General features: G+C 56.8%; 14 protein-coding genes. 11 read left to right on the top strand and 3 right to left on the bottom strand.

Features of this window, described 5'->3' with window-relative positions; genetic code table 11:
• Positions 1 to 349: 349 nt before the first annotated feature.
• From C8K61_RS26650 to C8K61_RS20190, 5 genes are all read left to right on the top strand, one after another.
• Complete coding sequence (locus C8K61_RS26650; RefSeq protein WP_146174311.1) at positions 350 to 670, top strand: hypothetical protein; 321 nt, start codon at positions 350 to 352, stop codon at positions 668 to 670.
• Positions 671 to 1734: 1064 nt separating this feature from the next.
• On the top strand, positions 1735 to 1863 hold the full coding sequence (locus tag C8K61_RS27025; protein ID WP_256589497.1) for a hypothetical protein: 129 nt from the start codon (positions 1735 to 1737) through the stop codon (positions 1861 to 1863).
• 334 nt (positions 1864 to 2197) lie between these two features.
• Positions 2198 to 2563: a hypothetical protein gene (locus C8K61_RS26655; RefSeq protein WP_146174312.1), complete on the top strand. Its 366-nt coding sequence runs from the start codon at positions 2198 to 2200 to the stop codon at positions 2561 to 2563.
• Positions 2564 to 3574: 1011 nt separating this feature from the next.
• On the top strand, positions 3575 to 3904 hold the full coding sequence (locus C8K61_RS26660) for a hypothetical protein (RefSeq protein WP_146174313.1): 330 nt from the start codon (positions 3575 to 3577) through the stop codon (positions 3902 to 3904).
• Positions 3904 to 4512 carry a DUF5625 family protein gene (locus C8K61_RS20190; protein WP_146177607.1) on the top strand — a complete coding sequence of 203 codons (609 nt, stop codon included), beginning with the start codon at positions 3904 to 3906 and terminating at the stop codon, positions 4510 to 4512. The genes C8K61_RS26660 and C8K61_RS20190 overlap by 1 nt, the downstream gene beginning before the upstream one ends.
• Positions 4513 to 5375: 863 nt before the next feature.
• On the opposite strand, the gene C8K61_RS26895 is transcribed toward C8K61_RS20190, so the two are convergent.
• A complete protein-coding gene (locus tag C8K61_RS26895) occupies positions 5376 to 5816 on the bottom strand; it encodes a hypothetical protein (RefSeq protein ID WP_218277830.1) in 441 nt (146 codons plus the stop codon).
• Here C8K61_RS26895 and C8K61_RS20195 point away from each other — a divergent pair, their 5' ends adjacent.
• Positions 5817 to 8381: a calcium-binding protein gene (locus tag C8K61_RS20195; protein WP_218277831.1), complete on the top strand. Its 2565-nt coding sequence runs from the start codon at positions 5817 to 5819 to the stop codon at positions 8379 to 8381. It abuts the gene before it with no gap.
• Positions 8382 to 8465: 84 nt separating this feature from the next.
• Here the strand turns inward: C8K61_RS20195 and C8K61_RS20200 are convergent, their stop codons facing one another.
• The gene (locus C8K61_RS20200; protein WP_108098092.1) at positions 8466 to 10100 is read right to left on the bottom strand and encodes a PvdJ/PvdD/PvdP-like protein; all 1635 of its coding nucleotides are present in this window, start codon (positions 10098 to 10100) and stop codon (positions 8466 to 8468) included.
• A 160-nt stretch (positions 10101 to 10260) separates the two neighbouring features.
• Here C8K61_RS20200 and pvdM point away from each other — a divergent pair, with 160 nt between their 5' ends.
• The 5 genes from pvdM (at position 10261) to C8K61_RS20225 (ending at position 18206) form a co-directional block, all read left to right on the top strand.
• Entirely contained in the window at positions 10261 to 11586 is a 1326-nt protein-coding gene (gene pvdM / locus C8K61_RS20205; RefSeq protein ID WP_108098093.1) for a pyoverdine-tailoring dipeptidase-like protein PvdM, read from the top strand.
• A gap of 103 nt (positions 11587 to 11689) precedes the next feature.
• On the top strand, positions 11690 to 12973 hold the full coding sequence (locus C8K61_RS20210; protein ID WP_108098094.1) for an aminotransferase class V-fold PLP-dependent enzyme: 1284 nt from the start codon (positions 11690 to 11692) through the stop codon (positions 12971 to 12973).
• 50 nt (positions 12974 to 13023) lie between these two features.
• Complete coding sequence (locus tag C8K61_RS20215; RefSeq protein WP_256589503.1) at positions 13024 to 13830, top strand: formylglycine-generating enzyme family protein; 807 nt, start codon at positions 13024 to 13026, stop codon at positions 13828 to 13830.
• A 142-nt stretch (positions 13831 to 13972) separates the two neighbouring features.
• Positions 13973 to 15631, top strand: coding sequence for a cyclic peptide export ABC transporter (locus C8K61_RS20220; RefSeq protein WP_108098096.1), 1659 nt, complete (start codon positions 13973 to 13975; stop codon positions 15629 to 15631).
• Between the two features lie 139 nt (positions 15632 to 15770).
• Positions 15771 to 18206, top strand: a complete 2436-nt coding sequence (locus C8K61_RS20225) for a TonB-dependent siderophore receptor (protein ID WP_158272527.1) — start codon at positions 15771 to 15773, stop codon at positions 18204 to 18206.
• Positions 18207 to 18640: 434 nt separating this feature from the next.
• On the opposite strand, the gene C8K61_RS20230 is transcribed toward C8K61_RS20225, so the two are convergent.
• Complete coding sequence (locus C8K61_RS20230) at positions 18641 to 19600, bottom strand: alpha/beta hydrolase (RefSeq protein WP_108098098.1); 960 nt, start codon at positions 19598 to 19600, stop codon at positions 18641 to 18643.
• Between the last annotated feature and the right edge of the window lie 13 nt (positions 19601 to 19613).

Here is a 19613-nt window from a genome sequence, read left to right on the forward strand (position 1 = left end):
CACAACTTATAAACAACCAATCGTTCTGCAGGAACATTCTTACAGAGAGCATCTAACCACATCAAAATAATCAACACCAAGAAATCAGCCATTAAACAAAACACATCAAACTCGATACTTTCTCAGTACGAAATTTCCCAACCACCATTTCAGGTATTGATTTAGCTATTCCACAGGCAGAGTGTTCGAATTGCCGACCGACCCTTAAGATCGCCAAGATCCAAAATACAACCAACCATTTACAAACTAACTTTCACGCTGGCGTAGCCGATGGAAAACACCTACAAAACTTCGGAACGGTATTGAGCCTCATCCCGACTTTTCATATAACCAATCTAAAAAAGCTTTGATGGAACCCGAGATATCTACAACGCCTTCAGAACAGCAAGAAAAATCTGTACTCGCAGCTTTTTTCGCATGGCTTTTAGGGTTGATCTTAGCGTGGACTTTTTTTCATTACATAAACATTAGCGAACAGCAAACAGAAGCCTTGCGCAAGATAGTAAATATTTCATGCTTTGGGCTTTTAACTATCGGCGCACTTTTAAGGGAGCAGAAATACAAAGCTGTAAAGCTCTTGGGCTCTGGAATTATTTCGCTGGCGCTCGTATTTCTCGGAACGGCAGCATTTTTAATAATACAAACTTACAAAGACGGACAAAAACAATGATCACCCCAAAACCATTACACAGGATCATTCAATTTGTATTTACTTGAAACCCCAATCAGCCGTACACACCCAAACCATAAGTGGTTCCGCAAGGCATCGCAAACAGTATAGTTCGGTGACATCAGCATGAGGCCAACACCAATAATGAAGAAACTAGGCGGATCAATATTAATCTCAGACTTATTGACTGGAATTGGAATTGCCGCCGTCACACTGAATGGATACTCAGGGGAGCCGACAATAAGTTACTTCCATAAAGCCACTCTCTCCCTATGCTTTCCACTAAGTCTCGCGGGAACATACATATATCAAAAAAACAGTCGTCTATCAGAATTTACAGGAGCTCTAATTATAAAATTTTCGGTGAGTCTATTCAGCTACCTAACAACCTTTATTATTTACTCCATTACAAAAAACACAATATAGAGGCAAGCCATTAGCATAACATTCAAAAAAGCAGAACAAGCATCCTCAGTACTGGATCTCTCAATCAAAGGTAGCGAGGCCTACTAAGACAAGCCCGCTCCTAATCATATACTTCACTTGGATGACGCAACAGTTATCGCAAATGCAATGGCTAGCGTCCTCGGAGGTAATACCGCTGGCTTTCTTACAAACACCATACCGCCCTGGATATAGCCACTAAAATCAACAAACTCAAAAGATAGCAAAGCCAAAACAACGTCACACAACCCGTACAGAAGCCCAGATACCCACACCCTACAAAAGAAAGTGAAACTCACGTGAAAAGACACTTCATCCAATCAGGAAAAACATTTAATAGCAATCACATTCTAGAGGGCCTATGCGGAGTCGGAATGGCAGTAATAGCTTTTTTTATTCTAGATCCGAACAGACACATCGCAACCCTTACTTATAAACCACTAATGGTTGCTTGCATTCTGAATATGCTCATTGGGCAAATGCTATTTCAAGCCAACAACAGATTTATCGAACTCTTGGGCGGCATCCTCATTAGATCATCAAAAGTATTCGGCGCCGCCTTTATAACACTAACAATTTACTTAATGTCGACTATCCAAAAACACTAAAGGAACCTCAGAATGAGCACCAATAAAATCACACCAGAACAAATTGCCGACAGTATAAATCAAGCAGCGGCATGGAAGCGGATGACGCTGTACGCAATTTTAAATCCCACGAATTCTTGTGCCATGACGGATCGATTATGAGGTCTCCGTTAAAACCAAATTCGTTGAATGCACTAGAAGTATAAGCTCTCCATTACTTTACGCTTGCATACATCGAGTTTGGCTCTACCCACAGGAACATGGAGATATCTTAACCAAGGTAGAAGTTTTTATCCCCGCCTGCACTGGGGTCTGAGCCGCATTAAACTCCTTTTATAAGGGACTTAAAGATGAAAAGAGCATTCTGGTGTTTCCAGCTCATTCTATAGTCACAAACAAACAACTGTAGGACGTAGACCATGAGCAAAAAATAAAAACAGATAACCATAACTCTCAACTTCCGACTCCAAAAAACATTCAAACACATGAGTAAAAAATGCCACCTTCCACCCTCAACACCTACAGACTTTGGAAAGTATTCGCTGCAATGCTCTGCTGCGTCATTACTGCAGGATCAATTAGCACAGTTATCAGCAATCAAACCAAGGCTGCTGCAAATCGATACTTTTCCTCCAACGAAAATCCACTAAAGGATGTCCTCGCCACTTTACCCAGTTCCGGCGCTCATGTTCCTCCTCCTGCCTCATCAAAAGACAACGAGAACGCGCTACATGAAGCATCCAAGAAGCTAGAGAGAATTAAAGCTATTGGCTTAATCGTTGACGCAACCGCCCAATTACTGACAATTCTCTTGCACGCCCTTCTGTTAACTAAAATAAATAATCGCGAGATATCAAAATGAGCAGAAAAGAAGAAATTATAAAAACGGCCATCGAAGACGCGCAAAAAAGCGAATTTTGAGGTAGACACCATGTTCGAAATAGATCGTAGGCTATTTATTCTAGTTACAGGTGGCGACAGCGGTATTCCTAGCACACTAGAAAATTATTTCACCTGCAGTATTGGCAGTATCCGTTTACAAAATTGATCAAGGTACGGCCGAGCCTAAAGGCGCACAAGCAGTCGACTCTCTAGCCCAAATAAAAAAAACCGAATATCGAAATCACGAAGAATCCCTAATTTCCGCGCTAACCGTTATTTCATCGCATCTTTTTTCTCCAAGTTTTTTTGTGCATGCTAAAGCGAAAACGCATCTTTAATTTCAAAAAATAACTTTCATCTTCAGATCTTTCTGATAGCCAATCCTAGAACGCATCTGTTTTCCTTACTGCAACTCGCGTAACGGCAGACAAACAACATGGCCAGAAAACATTTAATTGCTACCTTTTCTTTAGCTGGGGTGATGCGAGCCACCAAAACCTGGGTGAGCCTCACGACCCACAGAAATCACACAACCATCTTTTTTTCTGTGCTTATAGTGCCATCTTGCTCAACTTTCACCCCAACAGCACAAGAGAGCTTTGCAATTAAAACAAGCACTTCACCAGACACACTATTACTTTGCATGAAGGAAACCATTGCTCAATTAAGTAGCAAGGAGCCATGGTTTACCAGAATATCCCGGCAAAACCTTAAGCCCGTCTTATTTGAAACAGAAAATTTTGATCACCCCCACCTCATAGGATTCTCCACGCAGATCACGTACGAACATACGACAGGTACGGGAGTAATAACAGTTAAAGCTATTGGGCCATATTTTGTGGATTTAGGCGCGCACAGCGGGGCTCAACGCGTTAAAGCTGGGATCCTTAAGTGCGCTCCGCCCCAGAGTCACCATTAAGAATCCGAAGCTCCGCCTAAGTTTAAAAACCACTTGAAGCATCAATCTAACCACAGCTTAAAGGACTAAAAAATGACAAGCATGTTCACTATAGAAGCTCGATCCTATGACATTCTCGGTGCGGGTGTTGCTAGCCACAACTATTGGATTCTGAGGGATTCATTCGGGAATAAAATAGCTGAACTACATGGTTTTGCTACAGACAGATCTTCAGGAAATCCGGTTGCTATTGGCACGACGGACAAAGAGTCTTTAAGAGGCTGGAGTTTCATTGACGAAGGTTGGGAAGCGGTCATCGGTGCAAGTAGCAGCTCCCCTTACTTCAGACAAAGCTATTTATATGACTCAGGACAACAAAATAAGGTCGTTTTTTCCGGAAGTGCAGAGGACGTTTTTTCGTGATGGAAAGAACCATACTTAAATCGCATATGAAAAAAACAAAAATACTGATTCTTAGCTGCTGCTTTCTGCTGCAAGCCTGCGCCGATAAATTTTACGAGCAGCGACCCTTTGACGTCAGCCTGCCAGACCAAGTATTTAGATCAAGCTTCATTATAAAAAAGGAGTATGACTATCGATTCTCGCTGATATTTAACTGGAAGAACCCAGAAAACTATCAATCTCAAGAAGAGCAAAAATTGGCCACCGGGGGGTTTGACGTCAAAGGTCTACCTTTAGCCCTTAATCTAACGATTGTTAAGGACAACGAAATATTTCTCGACGAAACAATACAGACACAACTAGTCAGTAGATACGAAGGGTTCTGCTACAACAAGAAATCCGAAAAAAACCACCCGCGCCAGACATTTATGGAAAGCATTTTTTCCAATATAGACAAGTGCAGCAAAAAAATCGACAGCAAGAGCATTTGGGGACCTTCTCGGACTATCGATATACGCACCCTCCCGCCTGGAAATTATCGCGTAGAAATAAAAACACTTTCTCCAGCCCCGGCATTTTCCGGCATGGAAGCTTTCATAAGCATCTCGCCTTACGCCCCTAAAATATAAGGATCTCACTCATGACCACAAACAAAGAATATACGGTGACATACAAAGTGTCGAGCACCGGAACTGATTATATCTATCAAGAAAACAAAAACGGACATCTTATAGGCGACCACCACAAGTCATCCGGAGGACATATGTGGTACAGCCTCAGTGATGGTATCTCCACGCCGAGTAGTTATGGCTTTTCCTCTGAGCGCGAAGAAATGCATGGCCCCGGTTATCTCACACCTCATGACAACGCTGCTTATCAGCAAACTACATACGAAGTCACTATAAAACTCACTGAAGAACAATTTACAAAACTAAAAAAATTCTCCGAAAACCCCCAAAGTTTTGGATTCCACAAAGAAACTTATAAATTGCTAACAAATAGCTGTGTAGACTTTGTATACGCATCCCTTCAACAAATTGGCTACAACAAAGATAACTTTCAAGGAAACCTACTTCCAAACAGCAACGTGGACAACATCAACAAACTCTTAGCCACCTTTGGCGCAAACATTATCCGCGATAACATCAAACGACTCGGGGATTATTACGAAGGAGAAGATGCCGCCTCATGCAAATGGCTTGGACCTGAACACATAATGCAGGCCGTGATTGATAACGAAGCGTCCAAATGGCAGTTTATTCCGTCCAATCAATTGACGTTCGATAGGGCTGTCAGCACCGATTATCTGGCCAACAAATTCAATAAAAATGGTCAGTTGGACAAAAATTTCTACAATGATTTCAGCAAGTGGTTTTCTGACACTCTCCGTAATAGCTTTAATCAATTCCAAAGCCAGTTTGTACCGAGTTTTCAGCTCGGCAACTCGGGCCTAAACCACAACCCCATCGGCGCCTTCTACGATTCCCGCTCCCTAGCCACCGACACCGCCTCCTCTATCGCCGACAAAACCCTCACCCTGTTCGACCAAAACCAACGCGGTCTCACCACCAACCAACTCACCGCACTCGACACCAATGCCGACGGCCAACTTTCTGGCAACGAGCTCAACTCCGTCTCTGCCTGGGCCGATCTCAATGAGAACGGTCAGGTCGATGGCGATGAAATGAAAACCTTGGCGCAGCGCGGCATCGGGGCGGTTAGTGCTAACGACTTTGGGTTTTTCACTCAGGGCAATAGCCGTTTCGGCGCCACTGCTGTTGCGCCTGTCCGGGTTGATGCTACGCGAGGTGTACCGGGCAGTGATTTTCGCCGCTTGCGCGACACCGACAATATGTTTTTCAACCGTGATTGGTCGGCATTTATCGGTTGGGACGCGAACAGGGTGAAGATCAATTTCGAAAACCAAAATCACATGGTCGGTACCGATGGCGACGATTCGTTCAATGCCAACTACTACGCGGCATACACGCAGTATTTCAATACCAGCCTGCTGACTCATTTCCTTGCCGGTGGCGGTAACGACAATGTCGGTGGCAGTGCACGTAGCGACAGCATCTGGGGCGGCACCGGTAACGATGCGCTGTGGGGTTATGCCGGCAACGACAGCCTGTACGGTGAGGAAGGTGATGATCAACTCTCCGGGGATGACGGCGCCGATTACCTCGACGGTGGCGTCGGCAACGACTCGCTGTATGGGGGTATGGGGGCCGATGTGCTGGTCGGTGGCGAGGGGGGCGATTATCTGTTTGGCGAGGCGGACAACGATTACCTCTATGGCCAGGCTGGTGTAGATCAGTTGGTCGGTGGTGCCGGTGATGACTACCTGGATGGCGGCAGCGAAAACGATCTGCTGTTTGGCGATGCCGGGGCGGACACCTTGTTCGGCGGCGCCGGACTAGACCAGTTGCAAGGCGGTGCCGGCAATGACCGCTTACTCGGCGAAGCCGGTAACGACCGCTTGTTCGGCCAGGTCGGCAACGATCAGCTGTGGGGCGGCGATGGCGACGATGTACTGGTCGGTTTTACCGCCAGCAATGACAGCAAACAAAGCCTCGCGGCCGGCGAAACCGATGACGATCTGATCTACGGCGGCAATGGCGACGACTATGTGCTCGGCGGCCTGGGCAACGACACGCTGTATGGCGATGCCGGTAATGATGACCTTGAGGGCGGCGCAGGCGAAGACTTGCTCTACGGTGGTAGCGGTGCAGATCGGCTGTTCGGTCAGCTCGGTGACGACGTGCTGTATGGCGGCGACGGTGACGACATCCTCATCGGTTTTACCGCTTCCAACGACAGCAAACAGACCCTCAGCGCCGGCGAGACCGATAACGACTGGCTCTATGGCGGCGCCGGCAGCGACACCCTGCTCGGTGGTCTGGGCAACGACTATCTGGACGGCGGCGCGGGCGCCGACAACATGCAAGGCGGCCTGGGCGATGACACCTACGTGGTCAACAGCGTCAACGACGTGATCCTTGAGCGTAAAGGCGAAGGCTACGACCGGGTCATCAGCAGCACCAGTTACCTGCTCAATGCCCATATCGAAGAGCTGCGCCTGGTGGAGGGGCTGGATATCCATGGCACCGGCAACGCGCAGGACAACCTGCTGATCGGCAACAGCCGCGACAATATTCTCGATGGCGTCACCGGTGCCGACCGCATGCTCGGTGGCGCGGGCAACGACACCTATTACGTCGACAACCGGGGCGACCGCACCGTCGAGTTGGCAGGCGAAGGTCTCGATACCGTACAGGCCAGCATCAGCCACACCCTGGCGGCCAATGTCGAAAACCTGATTCTGCTGGATTTCTCCAAGGCCGAGCGCGGCAGCGTCGATGGCCAGGCCAGTCTGGTGTATGGCTACCCCAAGGCCAATGAGCTGGACTACATGCAGGGCGATGCCGAACCCACCTTCCTTGGCACCTGCGCGCTGACCGCGATTGCCAACTTGCTGACCCAGGCGGACCGCCCCACCAGTGAGGGCGACGTGTTGAAAGTGGCCGTCGACAACAAGTGGACGGTGCAAGACCCAACCTTGTCGCCCCACCGGCGCGGCGGCTCGAACTTTCTGCAGCAGCAAGCGATTCTGGCCAGCTATGGTGTGCGCAACGATTTGATCAGCGGCTACAACGAGACCGGCACAGCCAACTTGCTGCGCAGCGGCCGTGGCGTGATGCAGGCGGTAAACGCCGGTACGTTGTGGGATAACCCGGCTTACAACGACAACGGCGCGGTCAACCATATGGTCACCCTCACCGGCGTGGTTTTCAGCGAAACCAGCGGCGAACTGCTGGGCTTTTATATCGCCGATTCGGGGCGGCAGAAGGTCAGCGACATGACCCGCTTTGTCAGCATCGAACGCTTCCGTCAGGCCGCCAATGTTGCCGGTGGTTACACCATCTACACCCTGGAACCGCTGAAGCTCTGGGACGAAGACATCAACGCTACGGGCAACAATCTGGACAACCTCCTGGTCGGCAACCGCGGCAACAACCTGCTGAGCGGTGGCGCTGGAAATGATGTGCTTGAAGGCCAGGGCGGCAATGACACTCTGGATGGCGGTGCAGGTAACGACACCTTGGTGGGCGGTGCCGGCAACGACACCTATGTGTTTGGCCGCGGCTATGGGCACGACACCATCGTGCAGACCGGCAGAATGCCCGCCGATGTCGAGTACGTGCGTTTTCTCGAAACGGTAGGCCCCGACAACCTGTGGTTCAGCCGTTCGGCGAATGACCTGGATGTGCGCATTCTTGGAAGCAACGACCGCCTCACCGTGCGCGATTGGTTCAGTGACAGCAGCAAGCAGGTCACCGCGTTCCAGACCTCGGCGGGTGAAGCGCTGATTGCCAGCAAAGTGAATCAGCTTATCGATGCGATGGCTGCCTTTGCCCCACCGAGCTCATCGAGCAGCAGTTTGCCGGCCAACTATCAGGCGGCGTTGCAGCCGGTGCTGGCGGCGAGTTGGGGCTAGTTGCGGATCGGCTGCATAGCGCATTCGCGGGAATGACGGTGAAACACCGTCGTCCTCGCGCACGCGGGGACCCAGCATCCTTTCCTAACGAACCACCTTCAAATTCCGCGCATACCACGGCCGTCGCGGGCTGCGTTTGAGCAGGTCGGGTACCTTCTCCTCACCACTCAAGGCGATACGCAGCCCGAGTTTCATCACCTCGACTTCCATCTCCGCAGCCACCTGGCTTTCGAAGGCGACACCGCCCTGCTCGCCGTTGCCGCAACCATGGGTCAGCGGCCCCAGCCAGGGGTCGGCGACTTCCACCCAGCGACCGGGGGCAAACCAGTTCACGCCGTTCACTTCGCGGCGTAGTACTTCGCCGGGGTGGTAGCGCTGGTGGGCGCGGTACCAGTCTTCGATGCGGGCATCCAGCCAGGCGTGGAAACGCCAGAACACCGGGTTGATGTGGGAGGAAAACGGGTCGCCGAGAAAATCGTTTTCCGCGCGAAACCAGCGGGTGGCGTAGTCGGACTGCTCGCGGTCGCCGGTCACCGGCATGCCGTTGGAGGGGTCGCGGGTCACCGTGGCCCAGCGCATGTGCAGCCAGTCGTGGATGTTCAGTTCCACCTCGGAACCGAACTGCGCCAGGGTCAGGCGGCTGAGGTATTCGGGGTCTTGGTATTGCGACTCCCAGACCTGGAAGTTGCTGTAGTGGCTATTGTCGGCCTTGATCTGCGCCAGCCACTGGCTGAGTTCTTCGTCGTCGCTGACCACCCAGGCCGGCGGCACCGAGTTGCCATCGTGGTTGTCGTGGTAGCGGATAAACGCCTGGCGGTCGTGCTCGATAAATACCGGCGGTTGCGGCAGTTCATGCCAGCTCGGCAGGTCGGGCTGCAGCGCCCTGGCGCGGGCGAGCATATGCCGGTGCATAAAAAAGAAGTCTTCGCCGGAACCGTTCAAATGTTTGCGCCGGCCGCGGGCGCCGCGTTCGGCGTTGCGCGGGCCGGGTTGCCAGCCGAGACCGCGCAGGGCGCTGCGTTTGTCCGGGTCCAGGCGCCGCCATTTATCCCGGCTGGCGTGCCACAGCTGGTGGAACAGGCGGTGCTCGGCCGACACCAGCCAGGCCAGCAACGCCGGCGCCAGGGGTGTGCGCTCGCGGGCCTCGGGAAAGGCGCGTTTGATCGCGACAAACTGGCAGTCCTGTTCGGCCTGCGCCAATGGCCGTTGCAGATCAACGATGCGGCCGTTCAAGGAGGCGCTGCCGGCATCGCTCCACGAGCCCCAGACCTCATCCAGCAGCGCGCGAAATTCATAACGCGGCACGCCATCGCTGCCCAGCAAGCGCCAACGCAGCTGGCCCTCGGGCATGCCGGTGAGGTCGCCCTGCACCCGATATTCAGCCGGTTTTTCACTGCGCAAGGTGCTCGGCAAACCCAGGTAGCCGCGCACCGCACGGCCGCTCGGGCCGACGTCCAGCAGCAGCTCGACGTTGGCCGGCAGCCCCAGCATGCCGTGGTCGACGCCGGTCAGGCGCAGGTCCCAGATGCCGCGCAATTGATCGGCAAACCGCGCGGCGCTGGCCGACGCGGCGTCCACCGTGGCTTCGTCCGGGGTCAGGCGCTGGCCGGCTTCCAGTACATCGTCGTAATCGCGCTCGCGGCGCGCGTACAGCACAGCGGGAATGGCGGCGCCGGTCACCACCAGCCCCGCCATAAAGCCTCGTCGGGAAAACCTCATCGCGCACTCATCAAGTCCTGACCTAATCCAGCTAGAACGTTGGCTGAGCAAGGAAATTTAGCGGCGCCCGGCAAAGCCCTGAGTAAATTTCCAGCCGCTCGGCTCGTCCCACCCAACAGCACAGGTTTCCCTTTCTGCCTTCCCCTCTCTTGGTTCGCGCATGAAAAACACCCGCCGTATCCTGCTTGTTGTTTCGTTGTTGCTGGTGCTCGCCGTGGCGGCCGCCGCAGCTTGGTACTTCCTGCTGCGCGCCACCGCGCCCTATCCGCCCGAGGTGATCCGCCATGCCAATGAGCTACAGGAGCGCATCGTTTCCTTCGACAGCCACATCACCGTGCCGGTGGATTTCGGCACCGAGGGCAATGAGGCGGACAAGGATGGCGAAGGCCGTTTCGATCTGATCAAGGCGGCGCGCGGGCGCCTCTCCGGTGCGGCGCTAACGGTGTTTGGCTGGCCGGAAATCTGGAACGGGCCGAACGCGCCGCACCGCCCTACTCCGGCCTTTGTCGATGAGGCGCGGCACCAGCAGGAGCTGCGCTACAAGATCATCACCGGCCTGGTCCGCGATTTCCCCAATCAGGTCGGCATCGCCTACACCCCGGCCGACTACCGGCGCCTGGCTGGCGAGGGCAAGTTCGCGATCGTTATCAGCATGCTCAACGCCTACCCGCTGGGCGACGACCTCAGCCTGCTGGACAGCTGGGCGGCTCGCGGCATGCGCATGTTCGGTTTCAGCTACGTGGGCAACAACAGCTGGGCCGACTCGTCACGACCGCTGCCGTTTTTCAATGACAGCGCCGACGCCCTTGGCGGCCTGTCGCCGCTGGGCGAACAAGCGGTGGCAAGGCTCAACGATCTGGGCGTAATCATCGATGTGTCGCAGATGTCGACCCTGGCTCTGGAGGATGTCGCCCGCCTGAGCCGCACACCGATGGTGGCCTCGCACTCGGTGCCACGGGCCTTCGTCGATATTCCGCGCAATCTCAGCGACCAAGAGATGCAGCTGATCAAAACCAGCGGCGGCGTGGTGCAGATTGTCGGCTTCCCCGCCTACCTGCGCCCACTGAGCCAGCCGACCCTGGACAAGCTCAACACCCTGCGCGCGCAGTTCGATCTGCAACCCCTGGACGGCCTGGCCAACGCGCTGATGCCCGGCGATGCAGTGATCTCCATCTGGCCCGAAGCGCGCTTCGGTGAGTACGCCAGCGGGCTGTACAAGATTCTCGAAGAGGAGCCGCTGGCCGGCCTCAAGGAGTACGGCGACGCGATTGATTACGCGGTGAAGAAGATTGGTATCGACCACGTCGGCATCGCCTCGGACTTCAACGACGGCGGCGGCCTGGACGGTTGGCACGATGTCGGCGACACCCGCAACGTCACCGCCGAACTGATCGCCCGCGGCTATTCCGACGCCGATATCGCCAAGCTCTGGGGCGGCAATTTTCTTCGCGTGTGGGAACAGACCCAGCGCTTGGCCAAACCCTGAACCTCAAAAGCATCGCGGCTGAAGCCCCTCCCACAGAAGCACGCGATCCGCTGTGGGAGGGGCTTCAGCCGCGATGCTCTTCAAGTTAAAAAACGGGAACGCTATGACCGACCGCCGTACCTTCCTCAAACAGGCCGGGTTACTGGCCGCCAGTTTGCCACTCGGCGTGCCGGCATTGGCCGCCGAACCCACCCCTTCCTTCAGCGTGAAGCAGGGCGAAAAATGGCCGCAGCTGCGCAGCCTGTTCGAGCTCGACTACAGCTTGGCGCACTTCTCCAATTTTCTGATCACCTCGCACCCCAGGCCGGTACGCGAGGCCATCGCCCAGTTCCGCGCCGAGCTGGACCGTAACCCCGCCGCTGCGGTGGATTACGAGAGCGAAGCGATCTGGAAACATGAAGACAACGCACGCAACTGGGCGGCCAATTACCTCGGGGTGAAACCGGCGCAGATCGCCCTCACCGGCAGCACCACCGAAGGCCTGTCGCTGATCTACACCGGCATCCATATCCGCCCCGATCAGGAACTGCTGACCACCGAGCACGAACACAGCTCCGCCTATGCCGCCATGCGTTTTCGCAAGCAGCGGGAAAACACTCTGATGCGCGAAATCCGCCTGTACGACGATCCGCAAACCCTGAGCGTGGACCAGGTGGTGCAGAAACTGAAAAGCGAGCTGCGCCCCAACACCCGGGTGCTGGCGCTGACCTGGGTGCATTCGGGCAGTGGGGTGAAATTGCCCATCGGCGAAATCGGCAAGATGGTCCGCGAGCACAACCAGGGCCGCGCCGAGGCCGACCGCCTGCTGCTGTGCGTGGACGGCGTGCATGGTTTTGGCATCGAGAACGTCAACTTCGCCGACCTCAACTGCGACTACTTCATTGCCGGCACGCACAAGTGGCTGTTCGGCCCGCGGGGCACCGGCATCATCTGCTCGGCCACGGCAGGCATGGACAATATGACCCCCACGGTCGGCAGTTTTTCCCGCCCGGACGACAGCTTCGCCAGCGTCATGAGCCCCGGCGGTTACCACAGCTTCGAGCACCGCTGGGCCCTGGGCAAAGCCTTCGAACTGCACCTGCTGCTGGGTAAAGCCGATGTGCAGGCACGCATCCATCAGCTCAACAGCTACCTGAAACAGCGCCTGCAAAGTCTCAAGGGGGTGCAGTTGGTCACCCCCATCAGCCCGGCGTTTTCCGCCGGTTTCACCTTCTTCAAAACCCCCCATGTCGACGAAGACGCGATTGCCGCCTACCTCACCCGCAACGGCGTGATCGTCGACGCCGTCAACCGCGATGTCGGCCCGGTGGTGCGCATGGCCCCCGGCCTGCTCAACACCGAAGCGGACATCGACCGCGCCATCAACCTGCTGGCCAAACAGCTGTGAGAACCCTGCCTATGAAAACCCTGTTGAGCGCCGCCCTGTTGCTGCTGGCGATGCCGGTTCAGGCCGCGGACAAACCTGCCGTGGGCAGCGTATTTCGCGACTGCAAAGACTGCCCGCAGATGGTCGTGCTGCCGGCCGGCACCTTCACCATGGGCACCCAGGACGAGGAAGTCGGCCGCCAGCCCGATGAAGGCCCGCTGCACCCGGTGACCTTCGCCAAGCCCTTCGCCATCAGCCATTTCCAGGTGTCGGCCGGTGAGTGGGATGCCTACGTCAAACAGGCCAAGGTGACCATCGCCAACGGTGACGAACGCCCCGGCCGCGAGTGCGTGGCGAGCAAGCCGCGTTACCCGCAGGGGCCCACCCAGCCGGCGGTGTGCATGAGCTACGACGACGTCAAAGCCTATGTCGCCTGGCTGTCGAAAAAGACCGGCAAGCACTACCGCATGCTCAGCGAAGCCGAACGCGAATACGCCGCCCGTGCCGGCTCGCCTGGGCCCTTCCCGTTCGCCTTCGACGAAGGCGCCGCCTACAGCATCGCCAAACACGCCAACACCTACGGCCCGGTGGATGGCTTCAGCTTTACCTCGCCCGGCGGCAGCTACCCGGCCAACGCCTTTGGCGTGTACGACATGCACGGCAATGTCTACGAATGGGTGGCCGATTGCATGCACGACAGCTACAACGGCGCCCCCAGCGACGGCAGCGCGTGGATGGAGGCCAGTTGCGAATACCACATGATCCGCGGCAACGACTACACCGAGGCGCCGATCTTTTCCCGCTCCGGCAACCGCAACTACCGCGAACCCTATGTACGTGGGGATTGGCTGGGCTTTCGCGTCGCTCGCGAGCTTTAAGAGCATCGCGGCTGAAGCCGCTCCTACACTGCCTACCCTTGTAGGAGCGGCTTCAGCCGCGATGCTCGTACTCTAAATTTCCCGCCCCCTCAGCCGTCCTTTCCACAGGCGATCACGCCTGCGCTCACTCCAGGAACTGCTGATGACTTCCCCTGCTCCCGCTGCGCCCAGCGCCATCCGTGAACTACTCACGCTGCTCAAACCGTTCTGGCCGCTGGCCACCCTGTGTATTGTCCTTGGCGTGCTCGGCGGCCTGAGCATCACCGCCCTGCTGGCCACCATCAATAACGGCCTGCATGCGCAAAACGGCATGAGCACCGGCGTGGTCATCGCATTTGCCGGGTTCTGTGTGGTGGCGTTGGCCAGCTCGATTGCCGCCGACATCGGCACCAACTACATCGGTCAGCACATCATTGCCCGCCTGCGTAAAGACCTCGGCGCCAAGGTGCTGTCGGCGCCCATCGAGCAGATCGAGCGCTTTCGCAGTCACCGCCTGATTCCGGTGCTGACCCATGACGTCGACACCGTCAGCGACTTCGCTTTTGCCTTCGCGCCGCTGGCGATCTCGTTCACCGTCACCCTTGGCTGCCTGGGCTACCTGGCGTTTCTGTCGTGGCCGATGTTTCTGATTACCGCCGTGGCCATCGTGATTGGCTGCACCGCGCAGTTCTTCGCCCAGTCCCTCGGCTTGCACGGTTTCCACCAGGCCCGTGAGGCCGAAGACGACCTGCAAAAGCATTACCGCGCCGTGGCCGAAGGGGCCAAGGAGTTGCGTATTCATCGCCCGCGCCGCCAGCGCATGTTCACCCAGCAACTGCAGGCCACCGCCGAGCGCATTTGCCGCTTGCAGATCCGCTCGATCAGCATTTTTGTCACCGCCAAGGCTTTCGGCTCGATGCTGTTCTTCGTGGTGATCGCCCTCGCCATCGCCCTGCAGAGCCTGTGGTTCAACAACGATGTGGCGGTGATCAGCGGTTTTGTATTGGTATTGCTGTACATGAAAGGCCCACTGGAAACCCTGCTGGCCACCCTGCCCATCGTCAGCCGGGCGCAGGTGGCGTTCAGTCATATCGCCGAGTTGTCGCGGCTGTTTTCCTCGCCGGAACCGCACCTGCTGCTGGCCGACAACGCGGACGAGCCGCTGCCGATGCAGGGCATCGAACTGCGCGAGGTGGCTTACGCCTTCCCGGCGGTTGAAGGCGCGCAGGCGTTTCACCTGGGGCCGGTCAACCTCAAGGTGGCGCCGGGGGAAATTCTGTTTATCGTCGGCGACAACGGCAGCGGCAAAACCACCCTGATCAAGCTGCTGCTCGGCCTCTACCCGCCGCAGCAAGGTGAGGTGCTGCTCAACGGCCAGGCGGTGACGCCCGAGGACCGCGACGACTACCGCCAGTTGTTCACCACCATCTTTGCCGACTACTACCTGTTCGATGACCTGGTGCAAGGCGACCAGACCTTGCCGGCCGATGCCAGCAAGTACCTGCAACGCCTGGAACTGGCGCACAAGGTCAGCGTGCGCGACGGCGCCTTCACCACCACTGACCTTTCCACTGGCCAGCGCAAACGTCTGGCCCTGGTCAACGCCTGGCTCGATGGTCGGCCGGTGCTGGTGTTCGATGAATGGGCCGCCGACCAGGACCCGGCCTTCCGCAAGGTGTTCTACACCGAGCTGCTGCCCGACCTGAAACGCCTGGGCAAAACCATCATCGTGATCTCCCACGACGACCGTTATTTCGACCTCGCCGACCAGGTGGTTCACCTGCATAACGGCCAGCTACAAGCCGCGCCGCAACCGGCGTGAAAAGACAGTTCCCGGAACTGAAAAATATTTTTCCGGTTTAGCTGCACAACCACGTCCTATAAATGCGAACTTAACTCAACAACATGCACGGAAGATCATGATGTCCTCCACGAAGCACCTTTCACCACGGATGAAGCTCATGCTTCAGCGCACCTTGCGCCCGTCACTGTTGGCCAGCAGCGTTGGCCTGTTCCTCGCCAGCCCCTATGCGGCCATGGTGCAGGCGCAGGACCTGCTGCTGGATATTCCGGCACAATCGTTGTCCAGCGCCCTGCAGGAGTTGGGACGTCAGGGCAACCTGCAGATTCTCTACAGCCCCGACCTGGTCGGTAACCGCAAGAGTTCGGCGCTCAAAGGCAGCTACCCGCCGGCCACCGCGCTGGACGCCTTGCTGCGTGGCACTGGGATCAGCTACCAGATCCGCGGCAACAGCGTGACCCTGGTCAAGGCGGACCAGAGCGCCATGGAATTGGGCGCCACCTCGATCGTTTCCAACGGCCTGGGCGAAGTGACCGAGGGCACCGGGTCGTACACCACGGGCGCGACCAGCACCGCCACCAAGATGCCGCTGTCGATTCGTGAAACGCCGCAGTCGGTGAGTGTGATTACCGAGCAGCGCATGCGTGACCAGAACATGGTCAGCCTGGAAAACGTCATCGCCCAGGCGCCGGGCGTGGAATTCAAAAAGAAGAGCAACTCGTCCGACGATGAGGTGGGCATTTTTTCCCGCGGGCTGAAGATCGAGAACTTCCAGGTCGACGGCATTCCCACCGTGTTCGAGCCGGAAATGAAAAGCCAGGACAATGACCTGGCGGTGTATGACCGGGTCGAAATCGTTCGCGGCTCCACCGGCCTGCTGAGCGGCACCGGTAACCCGTCGGCGACCATCAACATGGTGCGCAAGCGTCCGACCAAGGAATTCCAGGCGTCGATCCAGGGCAGCGCTGGCTCGTGGGATAACTACCGGACTGAAGTGGACGTGTCCGGGCCGTTGACCGAAACCGGCAACGTGCGTGGCCGTCTGGTGGGCGCCTACCAAACTGCTGATTCGTTTACCGACCGCCTGAGCACCGAGCGCCAGGTGGCCTACGGCATCATCGAAGCCGACCTCACCGAGCGTGACACCGTCAGCTTCGGTGTCGACTACCAGGTTAAGAAGTGCGACGCCTGCGGCTACTTCGGTTTCCCGGCGTTCTTCGACAACGGCAACCGCACCGACTTTGACCGCGACTACAACTCGGCGGCCGACTGGAGCCACGCCGACCGCAAGCGCACCTCGATCTTCACCACCTACGAGCACCGCTTCGATAACGACTGGCTGGCCAAGGTGGCCTACACCAACACGCGTGATGACAACGACGTGGAATATGGCTGGTTCAGCAGCTACGGGTATCCCAATCAGCAAACCGGGGCCGGTACCAATCTGTACTTTGCCAAGTGGCCAAGCAAGCCGGAACAGAACGCCATCGACGCCTATGCCACCGGTCCTTTCAGTCTGTTTGGCCGCGAGCACGAACTGATGGTAGGCGTCAGCGCCAGCAAATACCGGATGAACACCGGCGCCTACCCGCTCTGGTATGACTACAGCGGCAGCAGCTGGAACCCAGCCATCCCGAACGTCTACAAGTGGCATGGCGACATCGCCCGGCCGCCGATGGAGCGTGAAGGCGACGTCAAATACGAACAGCGCAACAGTGCGGCGTACACCGCCGTGCGCCTGAAGCCAATCGATGATCTGTCGGTAATCCTCGGTACTCGCGTGAGCTACTTCAAGCTCGACAAATCCGTGCAGTACTACTGGGACCCGGGCGTCGAATACGCTCCCGAAGGTGGTCACCGCAAGGAAACCGGTGAAGTCACGCCGTATGCCGGCGTGGTCTACGATCTCAACGAAAATTACTCGGTGTACGCCAGCTATACCAAGATCTTCAAACCACAAACCTCACAGACGCTGGAAGGCAAATTCGTCGACCCGGCCGAAGGCGACAGCTACGAGATCGGCAGCAAGGCCGAGTACTACGACGGCAAGCTGAACCTCACCGCCGCCCTGTTCGAAACCAAGCTCGACAACTACCCGGCGGGAACCGGCATGGGCGATGCATTCGGCAACGATTACGTCGACCCGACCAACCTCAAGGTCAAAGGCGTTGAACTGGAAGTAGCCGGTGAAATTCTGCCGGGCTGGCAGATGCAGGCCGGTTACAGCCACGTCAACACCTACTACCCCGACGGCGTGGACGTGAACGTCGGTTTCCCGAAAAACAGCGTCAAGCTGTTCAGCACTTACAACTTCCAGGGCGACCTCAATCGCCTGACTCTGGGGGGCGGTGTTCGTTGGGAGAGCGAGACCAGCTATGACAACACTGAGGTGTTTACTGACCGTACGCTGACTGCCAAACAGGAAAGTTATGCGTTGGTGGATGTGTTGGCGCGCTACAAGTTTGATGAGCATTTCACGGGCACCATCAACGTCGATAACGTGTTTGATAAGGAGTACTACGCCAGTACCAGCGTTTATAGCGATCTGTATGGCGAGCCGCGGAGTTTTACGGCGACGTTGCGGTGGGAGTACTGAGCGTTGGGGTGATGTGAAAAAGCCGCTTCGATTGAAGCGGCTTTTTTGTTCGGTTCATGAGGATGGTGGTTTTCTTCGTTGTCGCGTGTGGTGGGCGTTTTGTTTCGCGCCTTACGCGCGAGTTTCTTTTGTCAGTCGACACAAAAGAAACCAAAAAGTCTTGCCCCAACCTCGGGTCTTCGCTGCGCTGCGACTCCCCTCACTCCGTCGTTGCTCCAGGGGCCGGCGAGACGGGCCATCCATGGCCCTTCACGCCTCTCGCGGCTCCCGGCCGCTCGACCCCTTACGCAACGACTCCGTTCGGCCTTCGCCCATGGGGCGGGTAGATCAAGATCAACAGCTAGATCAACAGCCAGAACAACAGCCAGAACAAGATCAAAAACTCGAGGCTTCAGCGGCGATTGCTGGAAAAGAGCTGCGAGTGTGCCCCGCCGTTACTGGCTAAACACGCCCTCCAACCACTGCCCCAGTTGTTCATACACTCCGGCAATCTCTGCAGTCACCGCTCCCATCCGCAAGAAGTCATGGGTCAGTCCGCTGAATTCCAGCAGTTGCACCGGCACGCTCTGTTGTTGCAGCCGCTGTGCATACGCTCTGCCCTCGTCCACCAGGGGGTCGAATCCCGCTATGGCCACCAGTGCCGGGGCGACGCCTGTCAGGTTCGGCGCCAGTAAGGGTGAGAAGCGCCAGTCCATTCGGTCCTCGGGGGTGCGTTGGTAGTGGTGGTAAAACCATTCCAGGGTGGCGCTTTCCAGTAGGTAGCCTTCGCTGAACAGTTCCATTGATTCGCTGCGCTGTGAGGCGTCGGTGACGGGGTAGCAGAGCAGTTGCGCCAGGGGTTTGAGGGCCACGGCGGCGGGTTGCTGGGCGGCTTGGATGGCCAGGACGGTGGCCAGGGTGGCGCCGGCGCTGTCGCCGCCGAGCACCAGGCGCTGGGTGTCCAGGTGCCAATGGGCGGCCTGTTCGGCCAGCCAGGCGATGGCGTCGGCGGCGTCGTGCAGGGCGGTGGGGAATGGGTGTTCGGGGGCCAGGCGGTAGTCGACGGCGAGCACGGCGCAGTGTGCGCGGGCGGCGAATTCGCGGCAGACGCCGTCGTGGGAGTCGAGGCCGCCGAGGACAAACCCACCGCCGTGCAGGAACAGCAGCACGGGCAACGGTTCGCTCGTGGTTTCAGCCGGGCGATACAGGCGCAAGCCGAGGGCATGGCCGTCGCGCGCCTGGTACTGCAAGGCCTCGCAGCGCACCTCGGCCGGCGCTGGCCAGCGCAGTTGCGCGGTGGTGCTGGCGAATACCCGGCGGGCTTCGCTGACGGGCAGTTGATGCAGCGCCGGTGTGCTCGCGCGGCGGGTGTCGGCGAGGTCGAGGAAGGCTTCAATATCGCTGTTCAGGGTCATCACACACTCTATG

This window comes from Pseudomonas sp. GV071, from assembly GCF_003050835.1.
In the GTDB taxonomy this organism is placed as follows: Bacteria; Pseudomonadota; Gammaproteobacteria; order Pseudomonadales; family Pseudomonadaceae; genus Aquipseudomonas.

What these genes read in the sequence shown, in the direction of transcription:
- C8K61_RS26650 (WP_146174311.1), top strand. Translation starts at nt 350, where the DNA reads ATGGAACCCGAGATATCTACAACGCCTTCAGAACAGCAAGAAAAATCT.
- C8K61_RS27025 (WP_256589497.1), top strand. Translation starts at nt 1,735, where the DNA reads ATGAGCACCAATAAAATCACACCAGAACAAATTGCCGACAGTATAAAT.
- C8K61_RS26655 (WP_146174312.1), top strand. Translation starts at nt 2,198, where the DNA reads ATGCCACCTTCCACCCTCAACACCTACAGACTTTGGAAAGTATTCGCT.
- C8K61_RS26660 (WP_146174313.1), top strand. Translation starts at nt 3,575, where the DNA reads ATGACAAGCATGTTCACTATAGAAGCTCGATCCTATGACATTCTCGGT.
- C8K61_RS20190 (WP_146177607.1), top strand. Translation starts at nt 3,904, where the DNA reads ATGGAAAGAACCATACTTAAATCGCATATGAAAAAAACAAAAATACTG.
- C8K61_RS20195 (WP_218277831.1), top strand. Translation starts at nt 5,817, where the DNA reads ATGGTCGGTACCGATGGCGACGATTCGTTCAATGCCAACTACTACGCG.
- C8K61_RS20200 (WP_108098092.1), bottom strand. Translation starts at nt 10,100, where the DNA reads ATGAGGTTTTCCCGACGAGGCTTTATGGCGGGGCTGGTGGTGACCGGC.
- pvdM (WP_108098093.1), top strand. Translation starts at nt 10,261, where the DNA reads ATGAAAAACACCCGCCGTATCCTGCTTGTTGTTTCGTTGTTGCTGGTG.
- C8K61_RS20210 (WP_108098094.1), top strand. Translation starts at nt 11,690, where the DNA reads ATGACCGACCGCCGTACCTTCCTCAAACAGGCCGGGTTACTGGCCGCC.
- C8K61_RS20215 (WP_256589503.1), top strand. Translation starts at nt 13,024, where the DNA reads ATGCCGGTTCAGGCCGCGGACAAACCTGCCGTGGGCAGCGTATTTCGC.
- C8K61_RS20220 (WP_108098096.1), top strand. Translation starts at nt 13,973, where the DNA reads ATGACTTCCCCTGCTCCCGCTGCGCCCAGCGCCATCCGTGAACTACTC.
- C8K61_RS20225 (WP_158272527.1), top strand. Translation starts at nt 15,771, where the DNA reads ATGCTTCAGCGCACCTTGCGCCCGTCACTGTTGGCCAGCAGCGTTGGC.
- C8K61_RS20230 (WP_108098098.1), bottom strand. Translation starts at nt 19,600, where the DNA reads ATGACCCTGAACAGCGATATTGAAGCCTTCCTCGACCTCGCCGACACC.